Origin of the sequence: Mesorhizobium sp. M0491, assembly GCF_040321265.1 — a bacterium.
In the GTDB taxonomy this organism is placed as follows: domain Bacteria; phylum Pseudomonadota; class Alphaproteobacteria; order Rhizobiales; family Rhizobiaceae; genus Mesorhizobium.
In genome coordinates, this window is the sequence record NZ_JAMYRE010000010.1 from 46,480 (window position 1) to 65,591 (window position 19,112).

At 59.7% G+C, this 19,112-nt stretch carries 19 protein-coding genes; 17 read left to right on the forward strand and 2 right to left on the reverse strand.

Going from position 1 to position 19,112, the window contains the following annotated elements:
• The first annotated feature begins 64 nt into the window (after nucleotides 1-64).
• On the forward strand, nucleotides 65-850 hold the full coding sequence (locus tag NKI69_RS14725; RefSeq protein WP_023808562.1) for a DUF1499 domain-containing protein: 786 nt from the start codon (nucleotides 65-67) through the stop codon (nucleotides 848-850).
• Between the two features lie 13 nt (nucleotides 851-863).
• Here NKI69_RS14725 and NKI69_RS14730 read toward each other — a convergent pair whose 3' ends face one another.
• A complete protein-coding gene (locus tag NKI69_RS14730; RefSeq protein ID WP_023808561.1) occupies nucleotides 864-1,862 on the reverse strand; it encodes a LacI family DNA-binding transcriptional regulator in 999 nt (332 codons plus the stop codon).
• A gap of 195 nt (nucleotides 1,863-2,057) precedes the next feature.
• On the opposite strand from NKI69_RS14730, the gene NKI69_RS14735 reads away from it, so the two are divergent.
• From NKI69_RS14735 to NKI69_RS14755, 5 genes are read left to right on the forward strand one after another with little or no spacing between them, the layout of a single operon-like run.
• Nucleotides 2,058-3,098 carry an ABC transporter substrate-binding protein gene (locus NKI69_RS14735; protein ID WP_023808560.1) on the forward strand — a complete coding sequence of 347 codons (1,041 nt, stop codon included), beginning with the start codon at nucleotides 2,058-2,060 and terminating at the stop codon, nucleotides 3,096-3,098.
• Nucleotides 3,099-3,125: 27 nt separating this feature from the next.
• A complete protein-coding gene (locus NKI69_RS14740; protein ID WP_128302533.1) occupies nucleotides 3,126-4,163 on the forward strand; it encodes an ABC transporter ATP-binding protein in 1,038 nt (345 codons plus the stop codon).
• Nucleotides 4,160-5,047: an ABC transporter permease gene (locus NKI69_RS14745; RefSeq protein ID WP_023808558.1), complete on the forward strand. Its 888-nt coding sequence runs from the start codon at nucleotides 4,160-4,162 to the stop codon at nucleotides 5,045-5,047. The genes NKI69_RS14740 and NKI69_RS14745 overlap by 4 nt, the downstream gene beginning before the upstream one ends.
• Nucleotides 5,040-5,831 (forward strand): ABC transporter permease, encoded by a 792-nt coding sequence (locus NKI69_RS14750; protein WP_023808557.1) that lies wholly within the window; start codon nucleotides 5,040-5,042, stop codon nucleotides 5,829-5,831. Before NKI69_RS14745 ends, NKI69_RS14750 begins: the two co-directional genes overlap by 8 nt.
• Nucleotides 5,832-5,845: 14 nt before the next feature.
• Nucleotides 5,846-6,766, forward strand: coding sequence for a phosphorylase family protein (locus tag NKI69_RS14755; protein ID WP_023808556.1), 921 nt, complete (start codon nucleotides 5,846-5,848; stop codon nucleotides 6,764-6,766).
• A 19-nt stretch (nucleotides 6,767-6,785) separates the two neighbouring features.
• On the opposite strand, the gene NKI69_RS14760 is transcribed toward NKI69_RS14755, so the two are convergent.
• Entirely contained in the window at nucleotides 6,786-7,712 is a 927-nt protein-coding gene (locus tag NKI69_RS14760) for an MBL fold metallo-hydrolase (RefSeq protein ID WP_023808555.1), read from the reverse strand.
• Between the two features lie 117 nt (nucleotides 7,713-7,829).
• On the opposite strand from NKI69_RS14760, the gene NKI69_RS14765 reads away from it, so the two are divergent.
• The 11 genes from NKI69_RS14765 to NKI69_RS14815 all read left to right on the forward strand — a co-directional run bounded on the left by NKI69_RS14765 (nucleotide 7,830) and on the right by NKI69_RS14815 (nucleotide 18,965).
• Nucleotides 7,830-8,420, forward strand: a complete 591-nt coding sequence (locus NKI69_RS14765; protein WP_023808554.1) for a biotin transporter BioY — start codon at nucleotides 7,830-7,832, stop codon at nucleotides 8,418-8,420.
• A gap of 364 nt (nucleotides 8,421-8,784) precedes the next feature.
• The gene (locus NKI69_RS14770) at nucleotides 8,785-10,062 is read left to right on the forward strand and encodes a sugar transferase (protein ID WP_050592621.1); all 1,278 of its coding nucleotides are present in this window, start codon (nucleotides 8,785-8,787) and stop codon (nucleotides 10,060-10,062) included.
• A 43-nt stretch (nucleotides 10,063-10,105) separates the two neighbouring features.
• The gene (locus NKI69_RS14775) at nucleotides 10,106-11,380 is read left to right on the forward strand and encodes a nucleotide sugar dehydrogenase (RefSeq protein WP_023808552.1); all 1,275 of its coding nucleotides are present in this window, start codon (nucleotides 10,106-10,108) and stop codon (nucleotides 11,378-11,380) included.
• Nucleotides 11,380-12,405: an NAD-dependent epimerase gene (locus NKI69_RS14780; protein ID WP_023808551.1), complete on the forward strand. Its 1,026-nt coding sequence runs from the start codon at nucleotides 11,380-11,382 to the stop codon at nucleotides 12,403-12,405. Before NKI69_RS14775 ends, NKI69_RS14780 begins: the two co-directional genes overlap by 1 nt.
• Nucleotides 12,406-12,451: 46 nt before the next feature.
• Complete coding sequence (locus NKI69_RS14785) at nucleotides 12,452-13,345, forward strand: glycosyltransferase family 2 protein (RefSeq protein ID WP_352721773.1); 894 nt, start codon at nucleotides 12,452-12,454, stop codon at nucleotides 13,343-13,345.
• Complete coding sequence (locus tag NKI69_RS14790; protein WP_352721775.1) at nucleotides 13,342-14,610, forward strand: MATE family efflux transporter; 1,269 nt, start codon at nucleotides 13,342-13,344, stop codon at nucleotides 14,608-14,610. The genes NKI69_RS14785 and NKI69_RS14790 overlap by 4 nt, the downstream gene beginning before the upstream one ends.
• Nucleotides 14,603-15,379, forward strand: a complete 777-nt coding sequence (locus tag NKI69_RS14795) for a class I SAM-dependent methyltransferase (RefSeq protein WP_352441361.1) — start codon at nucleotides 14,603-14,605, stop codon at nucleotides 15,377-15,379. Before NKI69_RS14790 ends, NKI69_RS14795 begins: the two co-directional genes overlap by 8 nt.
• A gap of 262 nt (nucleotides 15,380-15,641) precedes the next feature.
• A complete protein-coding gene (locus tag NKI69_RS14800; protein WP_352721912.1) occupies nucleotides 15,642-16,199 on the forward strand; it encodes a class I SAM-dependent methyltransferase in 558 nt (185 codons plus the stop codon).
• Nucleotides 16,177-17,334: a glycosyltransferase gene (locus NKI69_RS14805; protein ID WP_352721777.1), complete on the forward strand. Its 1,158-nt coding sequence runs from the start codon at nucleotides 16,177-16,179 to the stop codon at nucleotides 17,332-17,334. Before NKI69_RS14800 ends, NKI69_RS14805 begins: the two co-directional genes overlap by 23 nt.
• Nucleotides 17,331-18,473 (forward strand): glycosyltransferase family 4 protein, encoded by a 1,143-nt coding sequence (locus NKI69_RS14810; RefSeq protein ID WP_352721779.1) that lies wholly within the window; start codon nucleotides 17,331-17,333, stop codon nucleotides 18,471-18,473. Before NKI69_RS14805 ends, NKI69_RS14810 begins: the two co-directional genes overlap by 4 nt.
• 57 nt (nucleotides 18,474-18,530) lie before the next feature.
• Nucleotides 18,531-18,965, forward strand: a complete 435-nt coding sequence (locus NKI69_RS14815; RefSeq protein WP_352721781.1) for a hypothetical protein — start codon at nucleotides 18,531-18,533, stop codon at nucleotides 18,963-18,965.
• The last annotated feature ends 147 nt before the right edge of the window (nucleotides 18,966-19,112 follow it).

The window sequence follows — 19,112 nt, forward strand, 5'->3', positions numbered from 1 at the left end:
TCGGCTTCATGCCATCGCAAAAAGGCACTAAGTCTCCGTTCGGGTTGGGGCAGCACGGAAAACGATGGTTAGCATTCCTGAACGGCAAACGTCGAAGGCGGCCGGCTGGTCGCGGCGCACGGCCGCTTTTTCGTTGGTGCTGCTGCTGACGGTCTTCGTCGGCCATCGCTTCGATCTCGTCGAAACACCTGTCTTTCTGTGGGTGCTGGGCATTGTCGCGCTGCTGGCGGCGATGGCGCTGTTGTTTGCCGGGTTTGCCTTTTCGCGGCTCTGGAATTTCGGCGACCGCGGCGGTCGCGACCTGACGGTCGGCGCGCTGCTGGCACTGCTGGTGCTCGCACCCTATGGCGTCGCCGCCTACTGGGCGACGATCTATCCGCCGCTCAGGGATATCTCGACGGATTTCGACGAACCGCCGGCGCTCGACGTGAGCGACCGGAGGAAGGATATGAACGTGCTTGCGCCGTCGACGCCTGGGGAACAGCGGCTGCAGACCGATAGCTATCCGCTGGTCAGCGCACGCAGCTACGACCTGCCGTTCGAGACCGTCGTCAATGCCGTCGAAACCGTGCTCGACCGGCGCGACTGGGAGCTGTCGGAACCCTATCCCGATCTCGCCGGGCAAAGCGAGGTGACCATCACCGCCGTCGCCAAGGGCTTCGTGATCGGCCTTCCCGCCGACGTGGCGATCCGCGTGACGGACGATGGCGACACGGTCATCGTCGACATGCGGTCGGCATCCCGCTACGGCCGCTACGACCTCGGCGACAATGCGGCGCGCATCACCGAATTTCTCGCGGAACTCGACCAGGAAGTCGCCGGTCAGGTTGGCGCCGCTCCGGTCGAATGAGACCCAGGGGAGGCTATTCGCCAGGGTCGAACTCTCCTTTGAACAAGACTGTCGCGACCGGTCCAATCGGATTGGCGATCCGGCTCTCCAGGACTTCGACAAGTTTGCGTCCGACACCCGCTATGTCCACGAAATGAACGCCGATCTTCGCAGGCAGGAAGCGCGATAGCCGCGTGCTGTCCCGAGTGACAATGTGGATGTCACTCCCTGGCGCGAGACCTCTTCTGCCGAGAGCGTGTAATGCCCCCAGAAGGCCCAGTTCGTTGGCGCATGCCAAGCCCGTCGGCGGATCTGACCAGGCCAGCATGCGATCGAACCAGGCTGCGCTCGATTCCATGGTGAACATTCCATGACCGATCAGCGACTGGTCGATCGGAATACCAGCCTCGGCCATTGCCCTTCCATACCCGGAAAGACGCATGGCACTCGCCTGGTCGCCCGGAACGAGAAGTTGCAGCGCAATGCGTCGGCAGCCCTTGTCCATGAGCCGCCGGGTCGCCTCGTAGGCAATCTGTTCATTGTCGATGTCGACATAAGGATATGCTGTATCCAGGTCAGTTCTTCCAAACGCGACGAATGGCATGCCTCTATCCAGCAATAGCTTAACGCGCGGATCACCCGAGACCATGCGTGTGATAATCAGTCCGTCTGTGCTGCCCGCCTGAAGCTGTCGCTGCACACTCTCGATGGGATCATCATCGGGCGTGGTGGAGTAGATGGATAGGCTATAACCCGCTTGCCGCGCCGCCAGCGTCATGCCTTCGATTAACGGAAGCTTCAACAGATCGGACAGATGATCTTTTGTTTCCATCGGGTATATTGCTGTCATCGTCAGCGTGCGGCCAGTTTTGAGCGCGAAGCCATGATGATTTGGCACATAGCCGACCCGCTGCGCCACTTCCTTGACGCGAGCGATGGTGGCGGGATGAACCTCCGGCCCATCCTTCAGCGCGCGGGATACCGTGGTGACCGAAAGGGAAAGTTCCGCCGCGATCTGTTTCAGGTTGGTCATGTCGCCCGACCTCATTTGCGAAAGCGCCGGCTGATTTGCTGACTTCCACTACGTGACCGAATTCCACCTCACGGTCAATCCAAGCTCTCGCTAAAGCAGCTTGACTCTCCTGCAATTGGATGCAATCGTAACGTTACGATTGTCAAGAATTGGCCATTTTGAGCGCGTCTCAACAAATTCTAGGGAGGAGAACCTATGTCTTGGTTACGCATTTCCTTGACGGCATTAGCATTCTCGGCCGCCGTGCCGGTCTATGCCCAATCAGTCACCATCACGACCGCGGGCGGCGATTATGGCAACGCCATGAAGGAAGCCATGTGGGCCCCCGCTGCAAAAGAGCTTGGCTATGATGTCCGCGAGGAGACCCTCAGCGACGGCTTGGCCGCCCTGAAGATGCAGGTCACCTCGGGCGCGGTCACAACCGACGTCATTCACCTGGGCTCACCGGAGGGCGCGCAGGCCGCCGCACAGTCGCTGCTGGAGCCGCTCGACTACAAGATCATCGATCCAAAGGCCGTGCCGGATGGCGCAAAGTCCGACTACTGCTATCCGTTCGACTCCTATGGCACCGTCATGTCCTGGAACACCAAGACCTATGGCGAGAACCCGCCAAAGACATGGGCGGAGTTCTGGGATGTTGCCAAATTTCCGGGCCGTCGCGCCCTCCGCGCCAATGCACAGGACTCGATCGAGATCGCGCTGCTCTCGGACGGCGTAGCACCGGCCGACGTGTATTCCGTGCTCAGCACGCCGGAGGGCCTGGATCGCGCGATCAAGCGGCTTGAAGCGATCAAACCAAATGTCGCGGTGTGGTGGACTTCGGGAGCTCAGTCCGCGCAGTTGCTGAAAGATGGCGAGGCGGATTTGGTCGTTACCTGGAACGGGCGGGCCCAAACCGTGAAAGCGGATGGCGGCGCGGTCGATTACACGTTCAAGGGTTCCGTCATCGGTACGGATTGCCTCGGGGTACCGAAGGGGGCGCCGAACAAGGAAGCGGCCATGAAACTCATCGCGGCGATGACACAGCCCGCGCGCGTGGCGAAGCTGACCGATTTCATCGCTTATGGCCCGGTCAATCCTGCTGGCTATGAGGGTGGCCTTATTCCCGAGGACCGTCTGAAGACCCTTGCGACCGCGCCTGAAAATGCCGGCACTTCGGTGTTTTCGAATGCGGACTGGTGGGTCAAGAATGGCGAAGCTGCTCAAAAAACCTTCGATGAGATGATGGCCCGCTGAGTCTCAGCTTTAAGGCTGAAGCACATGATGAAGTCGCTCCCGATCACCATCGACAGCGTGCGCAAGACCTACGGATCTTACGTCGCGCTGGACGATGTCTCGCTCGACATTCAGGCTGGCGAATTTCTCACGCTCTTGGGGCCGTCCGGATCGGGCAAGACCACGCTGCTCATGGCTTTGGCCGGATTTGTCCGGCCCGATTCCGGTAAACTTTTGTTGGACGATCGGGACATTACCCGCCTGGCCCCCAACAAGCGCGACATCGGCATAGTCTTCCAGAACTACGCCCTGTTTCCCCACATGAACGTTCTGGCAAATGTCGAGTATCCGTTGGTGCTGCGCAAGACGCCGAAAGCCGAGGCCCGCCAGAGGGCACTCGACACTTTGGCCCGCGTGAAGCTTGAAGGTTTGGCGGAGCGCAACATTGCCGCATTGTCCGGCGGCCAGCGCCAGCGGGTGGCGTTGGCGCGGGCGATCGTCTTTGAGCCACGCGTGATGCTGATGGACGAGCCGTTGTCGGCGCTCGACAAGAACCTGCGCGAAACCATGCAGTACGAGATCCGGCGTCTGCACGATGATCTGGGGATCACCACGATCTATGTGACGCATGACCAGCGCGAAGCGCTAATCATGTCCGACAGGATCGCGGTGATGAATTCCGGCCGCATCCAGCAGATCGATACGCCACAGCGGATCTATGATCGTCCATCGACCCGCTTCGTCGCGGAGTTCATGGGCGAGGCCAACATTGTGGCCCCGGGCTCGGCGCGCAGAATAGACGGCGCCGATGCGTCACGCGAAGCTCTGATGATCCGCGCGGAATGCTTCCATCTTGATGCGAAGCTCGTCGGGCCAGACGGGGTGGCCCTTGAGGGAACGCTGCGCGCCAAGGCGTTTCGTGGCGAGAACTGGCTTTTGACGCTGGCGCTTGACGGCGGGCAAGAGATACTTGTCTGCATTCCGGCGGCGCTGGCCAGCGGCTGCGCCGAACTTGCCGCCGGTCAGCGGGTGACCGCCTATGCACCAGCAGCGAAAGTTCACGCGATACCGGGAGTGGTAGCGTGACCGTCCTTGCCGATCCTGCGCTCGCGGCAGACGCGCGACGCGAGCGGCGGTTCTTCCTCTCGCTTTCACTGCCTGCGCTGTTCATCGTCGGACTGGCGGCGATACTGCCTATCCTATGGATCATCCGGCAATCCTTCCTGACCACGGGGGGCGAGTACACCGTCGGCAACTACGAGAAGGTGCTTTCGAGCGGGCTGACATGGTCGGCACTGGTCACAACCCTTGAACTGTCCCTGGGCACGCTGGCGATCTGCATTCTTCTCGGTACTCCCCTGGCGCTCGCCCTGGCCAGCGCCAGACCAAGGGTGGCCAATTTGCTGATGGCCTTCGTCATGCTGCCGTTGTGGACCTCCATTCTGGTGCGCACCTATGGCTGGCTCGTGCTGTTGCGACGCGATGGCCTGATCAACGCAACTTTGACGGGTTCAGGCCTGACAGCTGAGCCATTGCCGCTGGTCTACAATTTCACGGGAACGCTGATCGGCATGGTTCACTACATGCTGCCGCTTTTTCTGCTGCCCGTTTATGCGGCGATGCGCGATATCGATGCAAACCTCGTCCGCGCGTCGGCGAGCATGGGCGCCACTCTCGGGCAAACGATCCGCACGGTCATCCTGCCGCTTTCGGCCGGCGGCATCTTCTCGGGTTCGATCATCGTCTTCATTTACACCATAGGGTTCTTCATCACGCCCGCGGTGCTTGGCGGTGGCAAGGTAAATCCGCTTTCCACCCGGATCGAGCGCACGCTATCGACCTTCCAGGATTGGGGCTCGGCGAGCGTCCTGGGCATTCTGCTCCTCGTTCTTATGGCGTTGGTGGGGGTGATGTTCCTGGCTGCGCGGCGGCTCATTGCCGGACGCAGCATCGGCACAGCCCATGCTTGAAGCCTATCCAGACAGCAGGCTGGCCCGCATCCTCCTGTGGAGCTTTTGTGCGCTCGTTATGGCGTTCCTGATGCTGCCGACGCTCGTCGTCGTCCCGCTCTCCTTTTCGGCGTCCAATCTTCTCGAGTTCCCGCCGCGCGCATACTCGTTGCGCTGGTACGAGACTTTCTTCGGTTCGGCGACATGGATGGCCGCACTCAGGACGAGCCTGATCCTCGGCACATTGACAGCGATGATCACAGTGCCGCTGGGGCTTCTGGCCGGCATCTCGATCAACCGGCTCGGCGGAAAGGCCGCCGTAACCATTCAGGGCGTTCTGCTCACCCCGTCCATTGTGCCGGGGATCCTGCTCGCGATCGGTCTCTTCTTTGTTCTGGCGGCGCAACGTCTTGTCGGAACGCTGTTCGGTGTCCTGGTCGGACATGTGGTACTAGCCATTCCGGTCGCGTGCATTGTGTTGTTGCCCGCCTTGGCCCGCTTTGACTGGAACCAGGTTCAGGCGGCGCGCAGCCTGGGCGCAAACTGGGCGAGAGCCATTGGCGGAATAATTATCCCCCAACTTCAGATCAGTCTGTTGTCGGCCACACTGATGGCCTTCCTGACCTCGCTAGACGAATCCGTCATTTCGATCTTCGTCGCGAGTGGTCAAAACAGCACGCTGCCGAAGCTCATGTTCCTGTCGCTGCGCGATCAGATCGACCCGACCATCGCGGCGATTTCGACCTTGTGGACCGTCATCGTCGTGGTCGTTGTCCTGGTCGTGACCCTTCGCCAAAAATCCTGAGCGAGACTGAAAACATGCCCAACAATCATCATGCAGCCGACGATCTGGCCGATCATTCAACGGACATACCCCAAGTGGGGTTGGCGATCATCACCGGATCGGCGAATTGGGGTCTCGCCTTTCCGGAAGATGTCGAAGTTGATGGCGTCCGCACCTTGCAGCGAGACATGAGTTTCCAAACGCCTTTCGGTCCCAGCGACAATTGGAAGCTGCTCGAATTCGATGCATCTATTACCGTCGAGGGCAAAACGAAACGTGCCCTGTGCATGTATTCGCACGGCAATCCCCGAGACCATATCGACCATTCCTGTCATCGCCGCGCGTTCTGGGTGTTGATGAGTGCGGGTGTAAGGCAGATTCTCTCCTGCTCGACCATTGGCGCCGTCAACAAGGCTATCAAGCCCGGCGACATGGTGGTGAACGCCGATATCCTGGAACTGACGCAGACCCCGTTTTCACTACTTCCCGGCCGCCAGAGCTTCGACTGCTCGGGCAAGCAGATCGTATGTCCAAGATGTGCGGCATTGTTGGCCGAGACCGCCCGGCGCCATTGGCCAGCCGAATGCCGCGTCCATGGCATCGAGCAGCAGTTGGTGGCTGCCCACTGCTACGGGCCGCGACTGACAACTCCCGCCGAAGCTCTGGCATATCGAAACATGGGAGCGGACGTGCTCAACCACTCGATCGCCCCTGAGGCCACCTTATCGCGCGAGATCGGCGCCTGTTTCGTGCCCCTGGCGTTCGTCACGGCCGGTTTCAACGACTATATGGACCGCGAGCGCCAGAAATTGCTGCAGGAGCACGTGCTGCCGAGCCTCTCCATGACAGCCTCGCGGGTTGCGCTGGAGACCGCGGCACGTCTTCCAACGGATCCCGAATGCTCTTGCCAGGGCTTGAAGTCGCCTCAGCCAGCAGAGCGCTCCAGCCGGTTCTAGAGCGAATGGCGCCGATAGCTTAGCCAGCCGGCGTGAAAATGCCGTCGATGGCCGGTGCGGCATCGGTCACAACCAGGCCGCGCGCCGTCAGGTCCTCGAGATGGGCAAGCACCGACAATCCGGCGGCACCATGCAGCCGCGGGTCGGTGTCCCTGTAGATCGCCTTGACCATGTCCACGATCGTCCGGTCGCCCTCTTTGACCCGCTCCAGGATGGCGCGCTCGCGCATCTTTCGATGCGTCTTCAACCCGCGCATGAAAGCGCGCGGTGTTGTCACCGGCCCGCCATGTCCCGGCAACAGCAAGCGGTCCCCGCGTTCGATCAGCCGGTCCAGCGAGGCCATATAGTCGGCCATCGCTCCATCCGGCGGGGCGACGATGGAGGTTGCCCAGGCCATGACATGATCGGCCGAAAACAGGATACCGGTTCCCTCCAGCGCGCCAATTCTTTCCAGCGCGAACGCCGCATGATTGGCGGTGTGGCCCGGGGTCAGAACCGTCCTGATCGACCAGCCGTCGCCGTCGACCACCTCGCCGTCGGGCAGGGCGACATCAGGGACGAAACCCGTGTCGGCACTGGCATCGAGCGCATTGGTCTCGCCGATATGCAGGGCTCTTGCCGGCCGGTGCGGCCCCTCTGCCAGCACGAGGGCGCCGGTGCGCTCTTTCAGCCGGGCCGCCAGCGGGGAGTGGTCGCGATGCGTGTGGCTGACGAAGATATGGCTGACCGGCCGGTCTGCGATCACGCCGAGCAGGGTCCGCAGATGCGCCTCGTCATCCGGCCCCGGATCGATCACCGCCAGCGTATCGCGGCCAATTATGTAGCTGTTGGTGCCGTGAAAGGTGAAAGGGCTTGGATTGCGGGCCGTGATGCGCTGGACATCGGGCGCGACGTTCACCCCCTGGCCATAGAAGGGGTCGAAGCCGGTATCGAATTTCAGTGCCATGCATCGGTGCCTTGTTTCGGGAAACGGCAAAACCGATTGCCGCATAACACGCAAGCCAATATAGGAGGATGTGAGGCCGCGAACATCGGTGTGCGGCAATCGGATTGGGGAAATACCATGGCAATTGCAACTACGATGCGTCCGCTTGTTTCTCTGGCTCTGCCGCAAAATGGCGCGGCGCGGCTGGCAACGCAGCTTTTCCTGGCCATCGCCGGAACGCTTGTGCTGACCCTGTCGGCCAAGACCAAGGTTATGCTCGGGCCGGTCGACATTTCGATGCAGACGCTGGCCGTGCTGCTGATCGCCGCCGCTTTCGGCATGCGTCTCGGCGTCGCCACCCTGCTGCTCTACATGGCGGAGGGCGCCATGGGCTTCCCCGTCTTCCAGAGCACGCCTGAAAAGGGTCTCGGCATTGCTTACATGCTCGGCTCGACCGGCGGCTATCTCGCCGGCTTCGTGGTCATGGCGGCCATTGTAGGCTGGGCCGCGGATCGCGGCTGGGACCGCCATCCGATCAAGCTTTTCAACGCCATGCTGGTTGGCGAAGTCGTCATGATGGCGATGGGCTTTGCCTGGCTGGCTCTGCTGATCGGCCCGGAAAAGTCGTGGCAGTTCGGCGTCGTGCCCTTCATCGTCGGCGACCTGATCAAGGTGGCTCTCGCGGCAAGCCTGGTGCCGGCCGTCTGGACGCTGCTGAAGCGCGGCTGAAGCGCGCGATCGAAGAAACGGCCAGGGGCAATCAAGCCACTGGCCGGAGCGGCGTGACTGGCCGATTTCCGGTCTGGTGTCCGCCAACCTCGATAGATTGTCGGTTATATCGCCCTAGACGCTGCGACATCTTCAGTAATGATCATCAAGCCGCTTTATTAGCCTAGGCTTTTCAATTCCCGAACTGTTGACCTAAGAAATAGATGCTTGCTGGCGCAGCCGCGCTGTCGTAGCTCTTGGTCTTCGACTGTATCGAATCGCCGGGGGGCGAGACGTCCGATTCGTTGTTGTGAGCGATTAGGTCAGATGCACTATCGCGCTGGTCTGTCGCCGACACGGCAGCTTCGGGGAAGGGGGGAAGACGTTGAATGTCGCAGCGTCGACTATTGTCGGAAGCCGGCATTTCCTGTTCAGGATTCGGTTTCAACTGCTTGGCGGACTGACATTCGCGATTTTTGCGCCGGCGATCATCCGGATTGTCTTCAATCCTGAATTTATCTATTCGGCCAATCTTCAGGTCACGGTGGCCGCTGCGGTCATCGCGCACCTTGTGGGCTTCTTGTCCTATCGCCGCATCGGAAATTTCCCGGGCGTGGCCGCGGCAAGTTACATCTTGCCGACATTTGCCCTGTCCTATGGGGCTGTTTTCCTGACCATCTTCTTTTTTCGGTTCGAGTACAGCCGGTTTCAAGCCGCCGCCAGTTTCACGCAGTCCACGCTCTGGTATTTCGGCCTGAGCCTGTTGACGCGGCGTCTCGATCCGTACCGGCTCGTCGTGATTCCCGGCGGAGATGTCGAGCGCCTCAAGACGTTACCGGGTGTGCATTGGTTTTGGATCAAGTCGACCAGTACGATAATCGAAAGAGCCAGCGGCGTGGTCGTTGATCTGCGTGCCGATCTTGGCGCGGAATGGGAACGATACATCGCGGATCGGGCCCTTTCGGGAACGCCCGTATACCACGTCAAGCAGGTCAGCGAGTCGCTGACCGGGCGGGTCGAGATCGAGCACCTGTCGGAAAACACGCTTGGTTCACTCAATCCGAACCAAGCCTATCTCAAGATCAAGCAGGCAGCCGACTGGGTCTCGGCACTTGTCTTGATTATCGTTCTTTCCCCGGTTCTGGCGTTAATAGCGCTGCTGATCCGGCTGGATTCCGATGGTCCCGCGCTGTTTCGCCAGCAGCGCATGGGCTACCGGGGCAAGATCTGCACGGTCTACAAGTTTCGCTCGATGCGCCAGCACTCTGACGCCGGCAGCGACAAGGAGAGGGCGATCACCAGGCGCGATGATGATCGCATCACCCGAGTCGGGCGTTTCCTGCGAAAATCCAGGATCGACGAACTGCCGCAGGTCATCAACATCCTGCGTGGCGAAATGAGTTGGATCGGACCGCGACCGGAAGCTGTCGTGCTGTCACAGTGGTACGAGGCTGAGCTGCCATTCTATCGCTACAGGCATATCGTCAGGCCAGGCATAAGTGGGTGGGCACAAGTAAATCAGGGGCATGTGGCTGCCGTCGATGACGTTATGGAAAAATTGCACTATGATTTCTATTACATAAAGAACTTTTCGCCTTGGCTGGACGTTTTGATAACCCTCAAGACAATGAAAACGATGCTTACCGGCTTTGGTGCGCGATAACCAATGCGAAGCATGGCTCTGGAATAGCAAGCGCAGGAAGCAGATGGATCTCGCCTCCAGGAAAATAGCGATCATCGGGCTTGGCTATGTCGGCCTGCCGCTGGCGGTCGCCTTCGGTGCCGGCAGGGATGTCGTCGGTTTCGACATCGACCAGTCGAGGGTGGACGCGCTGAGGCGTGGCGACGACCATACGCTGGAAGCCAGCAGCGATGAGATCAGTGCTGCGTCGCGGCTGACATTCACCACCGACAAGGCCGATCTGCGCGATTGCGGGATTTTCATCGTCACGGTTCCGACGCCGATCGACAGGGCCAATCGTCCGGATCTGAAACCGCTGATCATGGCATCGACTTTGGTCGGTGAGGTCATATCGCCAGGCGCGGTGGTGATCTTCGAATCGACGGTCTACCCCGGCTGCACGGAAGAGGTGTGCGCTCCGCTGATCGAGAAACATTCGGGCCTGCGCTACAATGAGGGGTTCTTCCTCGGCTACAGTCCCGAGCGCATCAATCCGGGCGACCGCGAGCATCGGTTGCAAACGATCGTCAAGGTCACCAGCGGCTCGACGCCGGAAGCGGCCGAAGGTATCGATGCGCTCTATGCCTCGATCGTGCCGGCAGGCACACACCGTACCTCGAGCATTGCGGTCGCCGAAGCGGCCAAGGTCATCGAGAACACTCAGCGCGACCTCAACATCGCGCTGATGAACGAGCTGTCGCTTATCTTCGGCAAGCTCGGCATCGACACGTCCGAAGTGCTGGAAGCCGCCGGCACCAAATGGAATTTCCTGCGCTTCACGCCTGGTCTCGTCGGCGGCCACTGCATCGGCGTCGATCCCTACTATCTCACCCACAAGGCCCAGGAACTCGGCTATCATCCGGAGGTGATTCTTGCCGGCCGCCGTATCAATGACGGCATGGGTCAGCACGCGGCGGATCAGACGGCCCGCCTGATGATGCGCAAGGGAATACCTGTCGTTGGCAGCCGGATTCTGGTGATGGGCGCGGCTTTCAAGGAAAATTGTCCGGACCTGAGGAATTCCAAGGTCGCCGATATCGTCGCCCAGCTGAAGGAATACAATGCCGGCATCGACATCTGGGATCCCTGGGTCGATGCGCAGGAATGCGCGCGCGCCTTCGGCATAACGAGCATGAAGGACATTCCCGACGAGCGCTATGACGGCGTCATCGTGGCCGTCGGCCACAGGCAGTTCCGTGCGCTGGGCGTCGATGGCCTACAGGCGCTTTGCAAGACCCCGAGCGTCATCTACGACATCAAGGGTCTGTTCCCCAGGCATGTTACGGATGGGCGTTTCTGATGAGGGTTCTGGTCACCGGCGCCGCCGGCTTCATAGGGTATCACGTAGCCAAGCGGCTGCTGGAGCGCGGCGACGAGGTCGTCGGCATCGACAACGTCAACGACTACTACGATCCGCAGATCAAGGAGGCGAGGCTGCGGCTGCTGGACGAGGCGAGCCGCAAGACCAATGCGGGCTATCAGTTCATCCGCGGCAATCTCGCCGACAGAAGCGTGGTCGATGCCTGCTTTGCCGACCACGCATTCGACCGGGTGATCCATCTCGCCGCCCAGGCCGGGGTTCGCTACAGCCTGGAAAACCCGCACGCCTATGTCGAAAGCAACATCATCGCCTACACCAACATGCTGGAGGCCTGCCGCAACAACTCCGTTGCGCACCTGACCTATGCCAGCACGTCGAGCGTCTATGGCGCCAACACCGACATGCCGTTTTCCGAGCACCGGCCGGCCGACCACCCGCTGCAGTTCTACGCCGCGACCAAGCGCGCCAACGAGCTGATGGCGCACAGCTACAGCCATTTGTTCGGGCTGCCGACAACCGGGCTTCGCTTCTTCACCGTGTATGGCCCTTGGGGGCGCCCGGACATGGCGCTTTTCCTGTTCACCAGGAACATCCTTGCCGGCGAGCCGATCAAGCTGTTCAACAACGGCAACCACACGCGCGACTTCACCTATGTCGAGGATATCGCCGAAGGCGTCGTCCGAGCCAGCGACAGCCCGGCCACAGGCAATGCCGCCTGGGACTCCAGCCGTCCGGATTCGGCCACGAGCAGTGCCCCCTGGCGCATCTTCAACATCGGCAACAACAGCCCGGTGAAGCTGACCGCCTATGTCGAGGCGCTGGAAAACGCGCTTGGCCGGAAAGCCATCGTCGAACTGCTGCCGCTGCAGCCCGGCGACGTGCCCGATACCTTTGCCGACACATCGGCGCTGGAGCAGGCGGTGGGCTACCGTCCGACGACGACGGTGACCGAGGGTGTCGGGCGGTTTGTGGAGTGGTACCAGTCGTACTTTGGACGGGGATAGGCCTGTTCTTGGCGGTTCGCGGCTGGTCCGCGCATAGCTGCGCCCGATGACCGCGCAACTAGGAGGAGATGGAATCGATACGGCTCGCAAACAGGCAGTCTGCAACCCATTGCAGTCCCAGGCACTATTGAGCGTTTGCATCCCCACGTTCAATCGGCGGGATCGCGTTGCGGCGCTGGTTCAGCAACTGTTGCGTACGGACAGCCCATTGCAGATATGCGTCCATGTCGACGGTTCGACCGATGGAACGAACGAAGCGCTTGCGGAAATCGCATCTCGCGATGCCAGTTTGGTGGTCACCACCGGCCCGAATGACGGCAGAGGCCGCGCGATGTTTTCGGCGATTGCTTCCGCCACTGGCGACTATTGCATGGTCTTCGATGATGACGACGATCTCTTCACCGATCGCTTGCCGGAAGTCTGTGAGCACCTCTCGCAGAGAAGTGTCGATGAGAAGATTGCGGGTTTTGTGTTCTCGATGGCTCTTGGCCACCCAGAGACGGCAGCAGAGCCATTTCCATCGGAACGGACAAACCTGATAAAGATGCGGGCCGACGAACGGGTGGTCGGCGACAAGAAGGAGGTCATCAAAACTCCTTTGCTTAAACGGGTTGCCGTGCCCCCAGCGGGGCGGTTCCGCCGTGTTCCAACATCTCTTCTCTGGTCCAGATTGGCGATCGAATACGACGTTATCTGTGTCAATGTCGAGATTGGACGAAAACGATATTTGCCGGAGGGGATGACGGCAAGGATTCGGCTTCTTCAGCGGCAAAATGCATACCCGATGTTGTTGCTGAACTTGAACTACATCAAGGCGTTCTGGCTAGGACGATATCGGTCGGTTCGGTTCCTGGGCAAGGCGGTTCTTGCCTGTTTGAGCTTTGGTGCCTTGAGTTTCCCGTTCTTGCTCAAGAGGTCATTCGTGCGGGTGACTTCATGAAAGAAGCCAGCCTGTGGAAGTTGGTGGAAGCCATCGTAATACGAATTGTTCCTGGTCTTCTGAACATAGCGACGTTGCTGTACATCGGCAGCCATCTGGAGACTGGACAGTACGGTATTTTCAGCACGACGATTGCAACAGTTTCATTTATTTCGACACTTGTTTTTGGAGTCGCGACCTATTCGATAATGCCGGTTTCCGCAAAAATGCATGCCGCGGGAATGGGTAGAGAGTACGTATCGTCCATCTTGACCGTGCTGGCAGTTGTGGCGTTGGTTGTCGTCCTGGCTGGACTGGCACTGACGTGGCTGGGATTTGGCAATGCCGTTGCCGCGACCATCCTCGTTTCTTTCGGCTTGCACACCGCACTTCAAGAGATTTTGAGGTCACAACTGCGTTTGTGGGCGTACGGTTGGTCGGCGATTGGCCAGGCCGTCGCATACCAGGCAGGAGCCATAGTCCTGCTTGTCGGAGATGCGAAAGTAGGCTCGGCTCTTGCAGCCTTTTCGCTCAGCTATTTCGTCGGAGCGCTGATTTCATTTGCCTTGCTGGGACCTAGGAATCTGAGACGGCCTGGCTTTTCCTATCTTGCCGGGTCTCTGGTCACTGGCTGGGGATTTGTGTTGAGCAATCTGGCCGAGAGCGGCATGTTTGTCGGCATTCGATACATTGTTTTGTTGCTTGGCTCCGAGACCCATCTCGGCGTCTTCTCGTTCTGTGTCGATCTTTCACAACGGTCCATCGGCTTCTTCATGAATGCGGCCAGCTTCGTATTCGTGCCAAGGGCGTTTCTCAGTGCCGCAAATGGAAACGTCAGGGAGTTCCGGCGCGGACTGTTCGAGGGAGCGGCCATCGCACTCATTTTTGCGACCGCGGCCGCGGCCGGAATAGTTGGCCTGTTTTTCTCGGGCCATGCCTCCGGATGGCTGGGGAAGTCTTTTGACCCTGTGGTGTTCGGGATCGTTTCTTGTGCTGTTCTGGTCAACAGGACGAAAAAAGTGATCATCGATCCGTTTGCGCTTCGGTCGAGCAAAGCGATGACGTTGACCTATTCCTACGCGATAGGGGCGTCGGCTTGCTGTTGTCTGGCGGCATTGGGCCTTTGGTGGCGGGTGCCGCTTGGCAGTGAAATGGCGTTTTTGTTCGGATATGTCGTTGCCGCTGCCTGTTCCTTTTTCGCATTGAGGAATGTGATTGCAGACCAAGGGCCTGATGCGAAACAGCGCACTGTTTTGGTGGTCGGGCCGGATGCCAGAAATGAATGAGAAGAAAGCACTCTACGACGAGGAAAACAGGCGCATCGTCCATGTCGGCACGGTGGCTGATGACGACTATTGGGATTCTCACTGGGCCGAAGGGATTGTCTTGAGGCCGGATCGCTTTGTCGTTGAAACCACCAGGCGATACCTGACCGGATCGGCCAAGATCCTGGACGCTGGATGTGGCTTGGCCAATACGGTCCATGGCCTCCACCAGGCAGGCTTTTCCGCCTACGGGATCGACTTCGCGCAGAAGACCGTGGGGATGGTGAACCGTGCCGCGCCCCATTTGCAAGTGACCGTGGGGGATGTTCGAGCAACGGGCTTCGCGGACGAATTCTTCGATGGGGTGTGGTCTCTGGGGGTGATCGAGCACTTCTTCGACGGTTACGATGAGATCGCATTGGAGATGAGGCGCATCATCCGGTCAGGAGGAGTTGCCTTCGTGACAGTGCCGAGCATTTCTCCTCTCCGACGGCTGAAGATCAGAATGGGTCTCTATCCCAGGTTTTCAGGTGAACAGGCCGGATTTTACCAGTTCGTTCTTGAGCCGTCTTCGATTGTTTCCAGTTTCGAACAGCACGGCTTCAAGCTTCTGGGATCACAGCCAAGGGGAGGCTTCAAGGGGCTGAAGGACGAGACATTTTTCTCCAAGCCGATGCAGGCCTGGTACGATAGCAAGAATGGAATCCTGAGAGGTTTGCGTGCTGCCGCGGACCGGTTGCTCGGCCCATTTTCGCATCATACGCGGCTCTACGTCTTCCACAGGATATAGCGCGGATGTCAAATCCGAGTGGGCGCAGATCGCCAGACGAAACCGGTGGTGAAGCAGTGTCGATATTGCGAAAGTTTGTTCGCGCGAATGTGGCCATTTCCGAGCTCCTGGACAGTGCTCTGCCGCGGCGCCTTCGCATCGACGGCAACCGTACCTTTGCGACGGAGATAGCACCTCCCTTACTTACCTCAAACGCACGGGTTTACGATCTTGGCGGGGGTGCCATGCCAGGCCGTTCGTCAGTCTTTCGGAGAAGCGGCGCCTGGGGCTTTTTGTCGTTGGGCTCGACCTCGACGCGGAAGAGTTGTCGAAAGCGCCACGCGGAATATACGACGAGGAGATTGAAGCGGACCTTACCTCGTTTAGGGGGAGGGGCGATGCTGACGTCGTCATTTGCCAGGCAACGCTCGAGCACGTCCGTGATGGCGAGGGTGCCCTGCGCGGCATTGCCAGTTGCGTGAAGCCGGGAGGCATGGTTGCCATTTTCTCGCCCTCGCGCAACGCCGTTTTTGCCAGATTGAATCGGGTCCTGCCGGAGGGGATGAAGCGACGGCTGCTTTTTGCGATCTATCCTGAAAAGGGCATGGGTCATGACGGGTTTCCGGCCTTCTACGACAAGTGCTTGCCCAGTGACGTCGAGACAATCGCAAAACGGAACGACCTGGAACTTGTCGAGCGCCGTCTGTTCTGGAAAAGCTCCTACTTCTATTTTTTCGTGCCGGCCTTTCTTGCCTGGCGCATCTGGTTAGGCGTTTCGGCCCTGTTTCTCCGCAAGGATGCCGCTGAAACCTACGCCTATGTCTTTCGGCGAAAACAGTGAGTTCCCGCGGCTCATGAAAAGGAAGCTCGCGCTGATCGCCATTCCGCTCGACAGAAGAGGCGGTGCCGAAACCATTCTGAAACTTGTTGCGCGCGCACTCGCGAGGCGACCCGACTGGGACGTCGAAATCGGCTTCTTGGGTAGCCAGGCGGCGGGCGAGGCCGCTGGATCACACCAGGACGGAATTCGGTGCAGCTACGGCTTTGGCGGCGGCAAGGCCATGAGCGAGTTTTTGCTCGCCCCGCGGCTGCTCCGGCGTCGGTACGATTTGGTGTTCTCGAGCCACGCACGGGTAAACTCGTTTCTGGCTGCCGCTCGAAGCATTGGACTTCTCCGCAGCCATAGGCTGGTCGCCCGCGAGTCCACGGTACTTCTGGATCGTTTCAAGGGTCCTCGCGCGCTCGCTTACAAGGCGCTCTACGCTGCCTATGGCAGCCAAGACATGATAGTCGCGCAAACGAGCTATATGAATGAACGCTTGCGTGACGTATTGCCCCGGCGAGCAATCGCCAAGTTGTGTACTTTGCCCAACCCGGTCGACGACGATCTCATCGTCAAAATGTCCATGGAGGCATTGTCCGGGCACGACGCCGAGATACTTTCCCGCCGTCCACAGATAGTCTGGTGCGGCCGGCTGATTGATGTGAAGCGTCCGACGATCGCGGTTGATGTGCTGGCCGAAGTCAGACGAAGGACCGGCGAGGATTATGGGCTGACCATAGTTGGCTCTGGCCCCATGGAAGCGGAGTTGAGAGCCCGCGCCGGCAAGCTTGATCTGGCCTCGCGACTAAATCTGCTCGGCCAGAGAGACAACCCGTTTCCGCTGTTTCGCGCAGCGCGTGCCGGCATGCTCACGTCGGCGACGGAGGGATTTCCCAACGTCCTTCTGGAAATGATGGCTTGCCGGATTCCCGGCATCGTCACCACCCCCTGTGCGGGAGATCTGGACATGATGTCGGGCCTGGAGATTTCAGCCGGCTTTGGCGCGTCGGAAATTGCGGAAGCACTGCTGAAGGTCATTCAAGTCGGTGATCGGTCGGCCTTGTACGGAAAGACCTTGTCGGAAAGATCGCCGGATCGGTTTGCGGATATGCTGTTGAGAGCGCCGTCGTCATATCCGGGTGGGCAGAGATGACGGCCGTTGCTCGCAACAAGATAGTCGTCTCGATAAACACATCCTGGAATGTCGTCAATTTCCGCAAGGGACTGATCGAGGCGCTGCGGAGCCGTGGCTATGACGTGGTCGTCGTCGCGCCGAGAGACGAGTATTCTCCGCTGATTGGGGCCATGGGCTGCCGCTATGTCGAACTCGACATGGACAATTCCGGCACGTCACCGTTGCGGGATTTGGTCCTTCTGTGGCGCTACTGGCGTCTCTTGCGGCGCGAGAGACCGCTGGCGTTTGTCGGCTTCACGATCAAGCCCAATGTGTTCGGCTCCATCGCGGCCAATCTGAACGGCATTCCCGTCATCAACAACATTTCGGGATTGGGGACGGCGTTCGTCCGCGGTGGTCTGCTGCTCAGGATTGCCAAGGCCTTGTACCGGGTGGCATTGGCCCGTTCCAAAATGGTTTTCTTCCAGAATGACGATGACCGGATGCTGTTCGTCGACGAACGTCTGGTTCGCAAGGATCGAACCGCGCTTTTGCCTGGCTCCGGCATCGACCTCGTGCGTTTTGCCCCGTTGTCCGAAGCGCGCACCGGGTCTGGCGCCATCGTCTTTCTTCTCGTGGCCCGGCTTCTCTGGGACAAGGGTGTCGGCGAGTTCATCACGGCGGCCCGTCGGGTTTGCCGTGAGGTGCCCGGAGTGCGTTTCCAGCTACTCGGCTTTCTTGATGTCGAAAACCGGACCGCGGTCAGCCGCGAGCACGTGGAAAAATGGGTTGGCGAGGGATTGGTCGAATATCTCGGCTCCACCGAGGATGTGCGGCCTTTCATGCGTGCCGCCGATTGTGTCGTGCTGCCCTCCTACAGGGAGGGAACGCCGCGCTCGCTGCTCGAGGCGGCTGCGATGGGCAAGCCGCTGATCGCAACCGACGTGCCAGGATGCAGGGAAGTGGTGGACCACGCCGTCAATGGCTTCCTATGCAAGGTGAGGGACCCTGATGACCTTGCGAGCAAGATGGTCGAGTTTGCGCTGCTGGACGGCTCGTCCAGGGACAGGATGGGGGCCCAGAGCAGAAACAAGGTCGAGCGGCAGTTTTCGGAAACGATCGTCATCGAGAAGTACATGCGGCAGATAGAAAGACTGAGCGCCCTTGCGACGAAATGAGCGGACCGGCCGCACCGGGTCGGATGGAGGATGGTTTTGTCAGTCAGGAGCATAGCGTTGCTTGCCGTCGTGGCTGTTTTGTTTGGTGTTGGCTTTCTGGGCATCATCGTGATGCAGAGGGGCGGCCCGTCCCCCGCGAAGCCGGTAGCCGCGCTCAAGCCGTTTGACGGCAAGCTCGCCATTCCATCGGTCGATGATCTGCGCGTCGGCGGTCGCAAGATCCTGCTGTGCGGGGCGGCGTTTTCCAGGCCTCAGGCTATGCGTCTCCTGGTGACGGAAGCGGCGCGCCGAGATTACCAGGGGCTCGTCCTGGCCTGCAAACCTGTCGGTGCCGGAACACCTTGCGACGGCAAGATCGCTTCCAGGGTTGGCGATACCCTTGTTGTGCAGTGCCTGACGGCCGAGGGGGAAGATTTGGCCACCATACTTACGCAGGGCGGAATTCTCTGTGGCCAGCCGGTTCAGGCCGGCGCAACGTACAAACCTTGCTGAGCAGGTTGCCAGTGCAGACCGGAAGCTCTGCGGCGAAGTGAGTGGGTCTTGTTCTCAATCTGGCCGGCTGCCCGCATTTGGGTATTTATGGGTCCTTTATTGGGTATATCGGTTCTTGAATTTTCGGGTATTTTTGGGTATATTTGT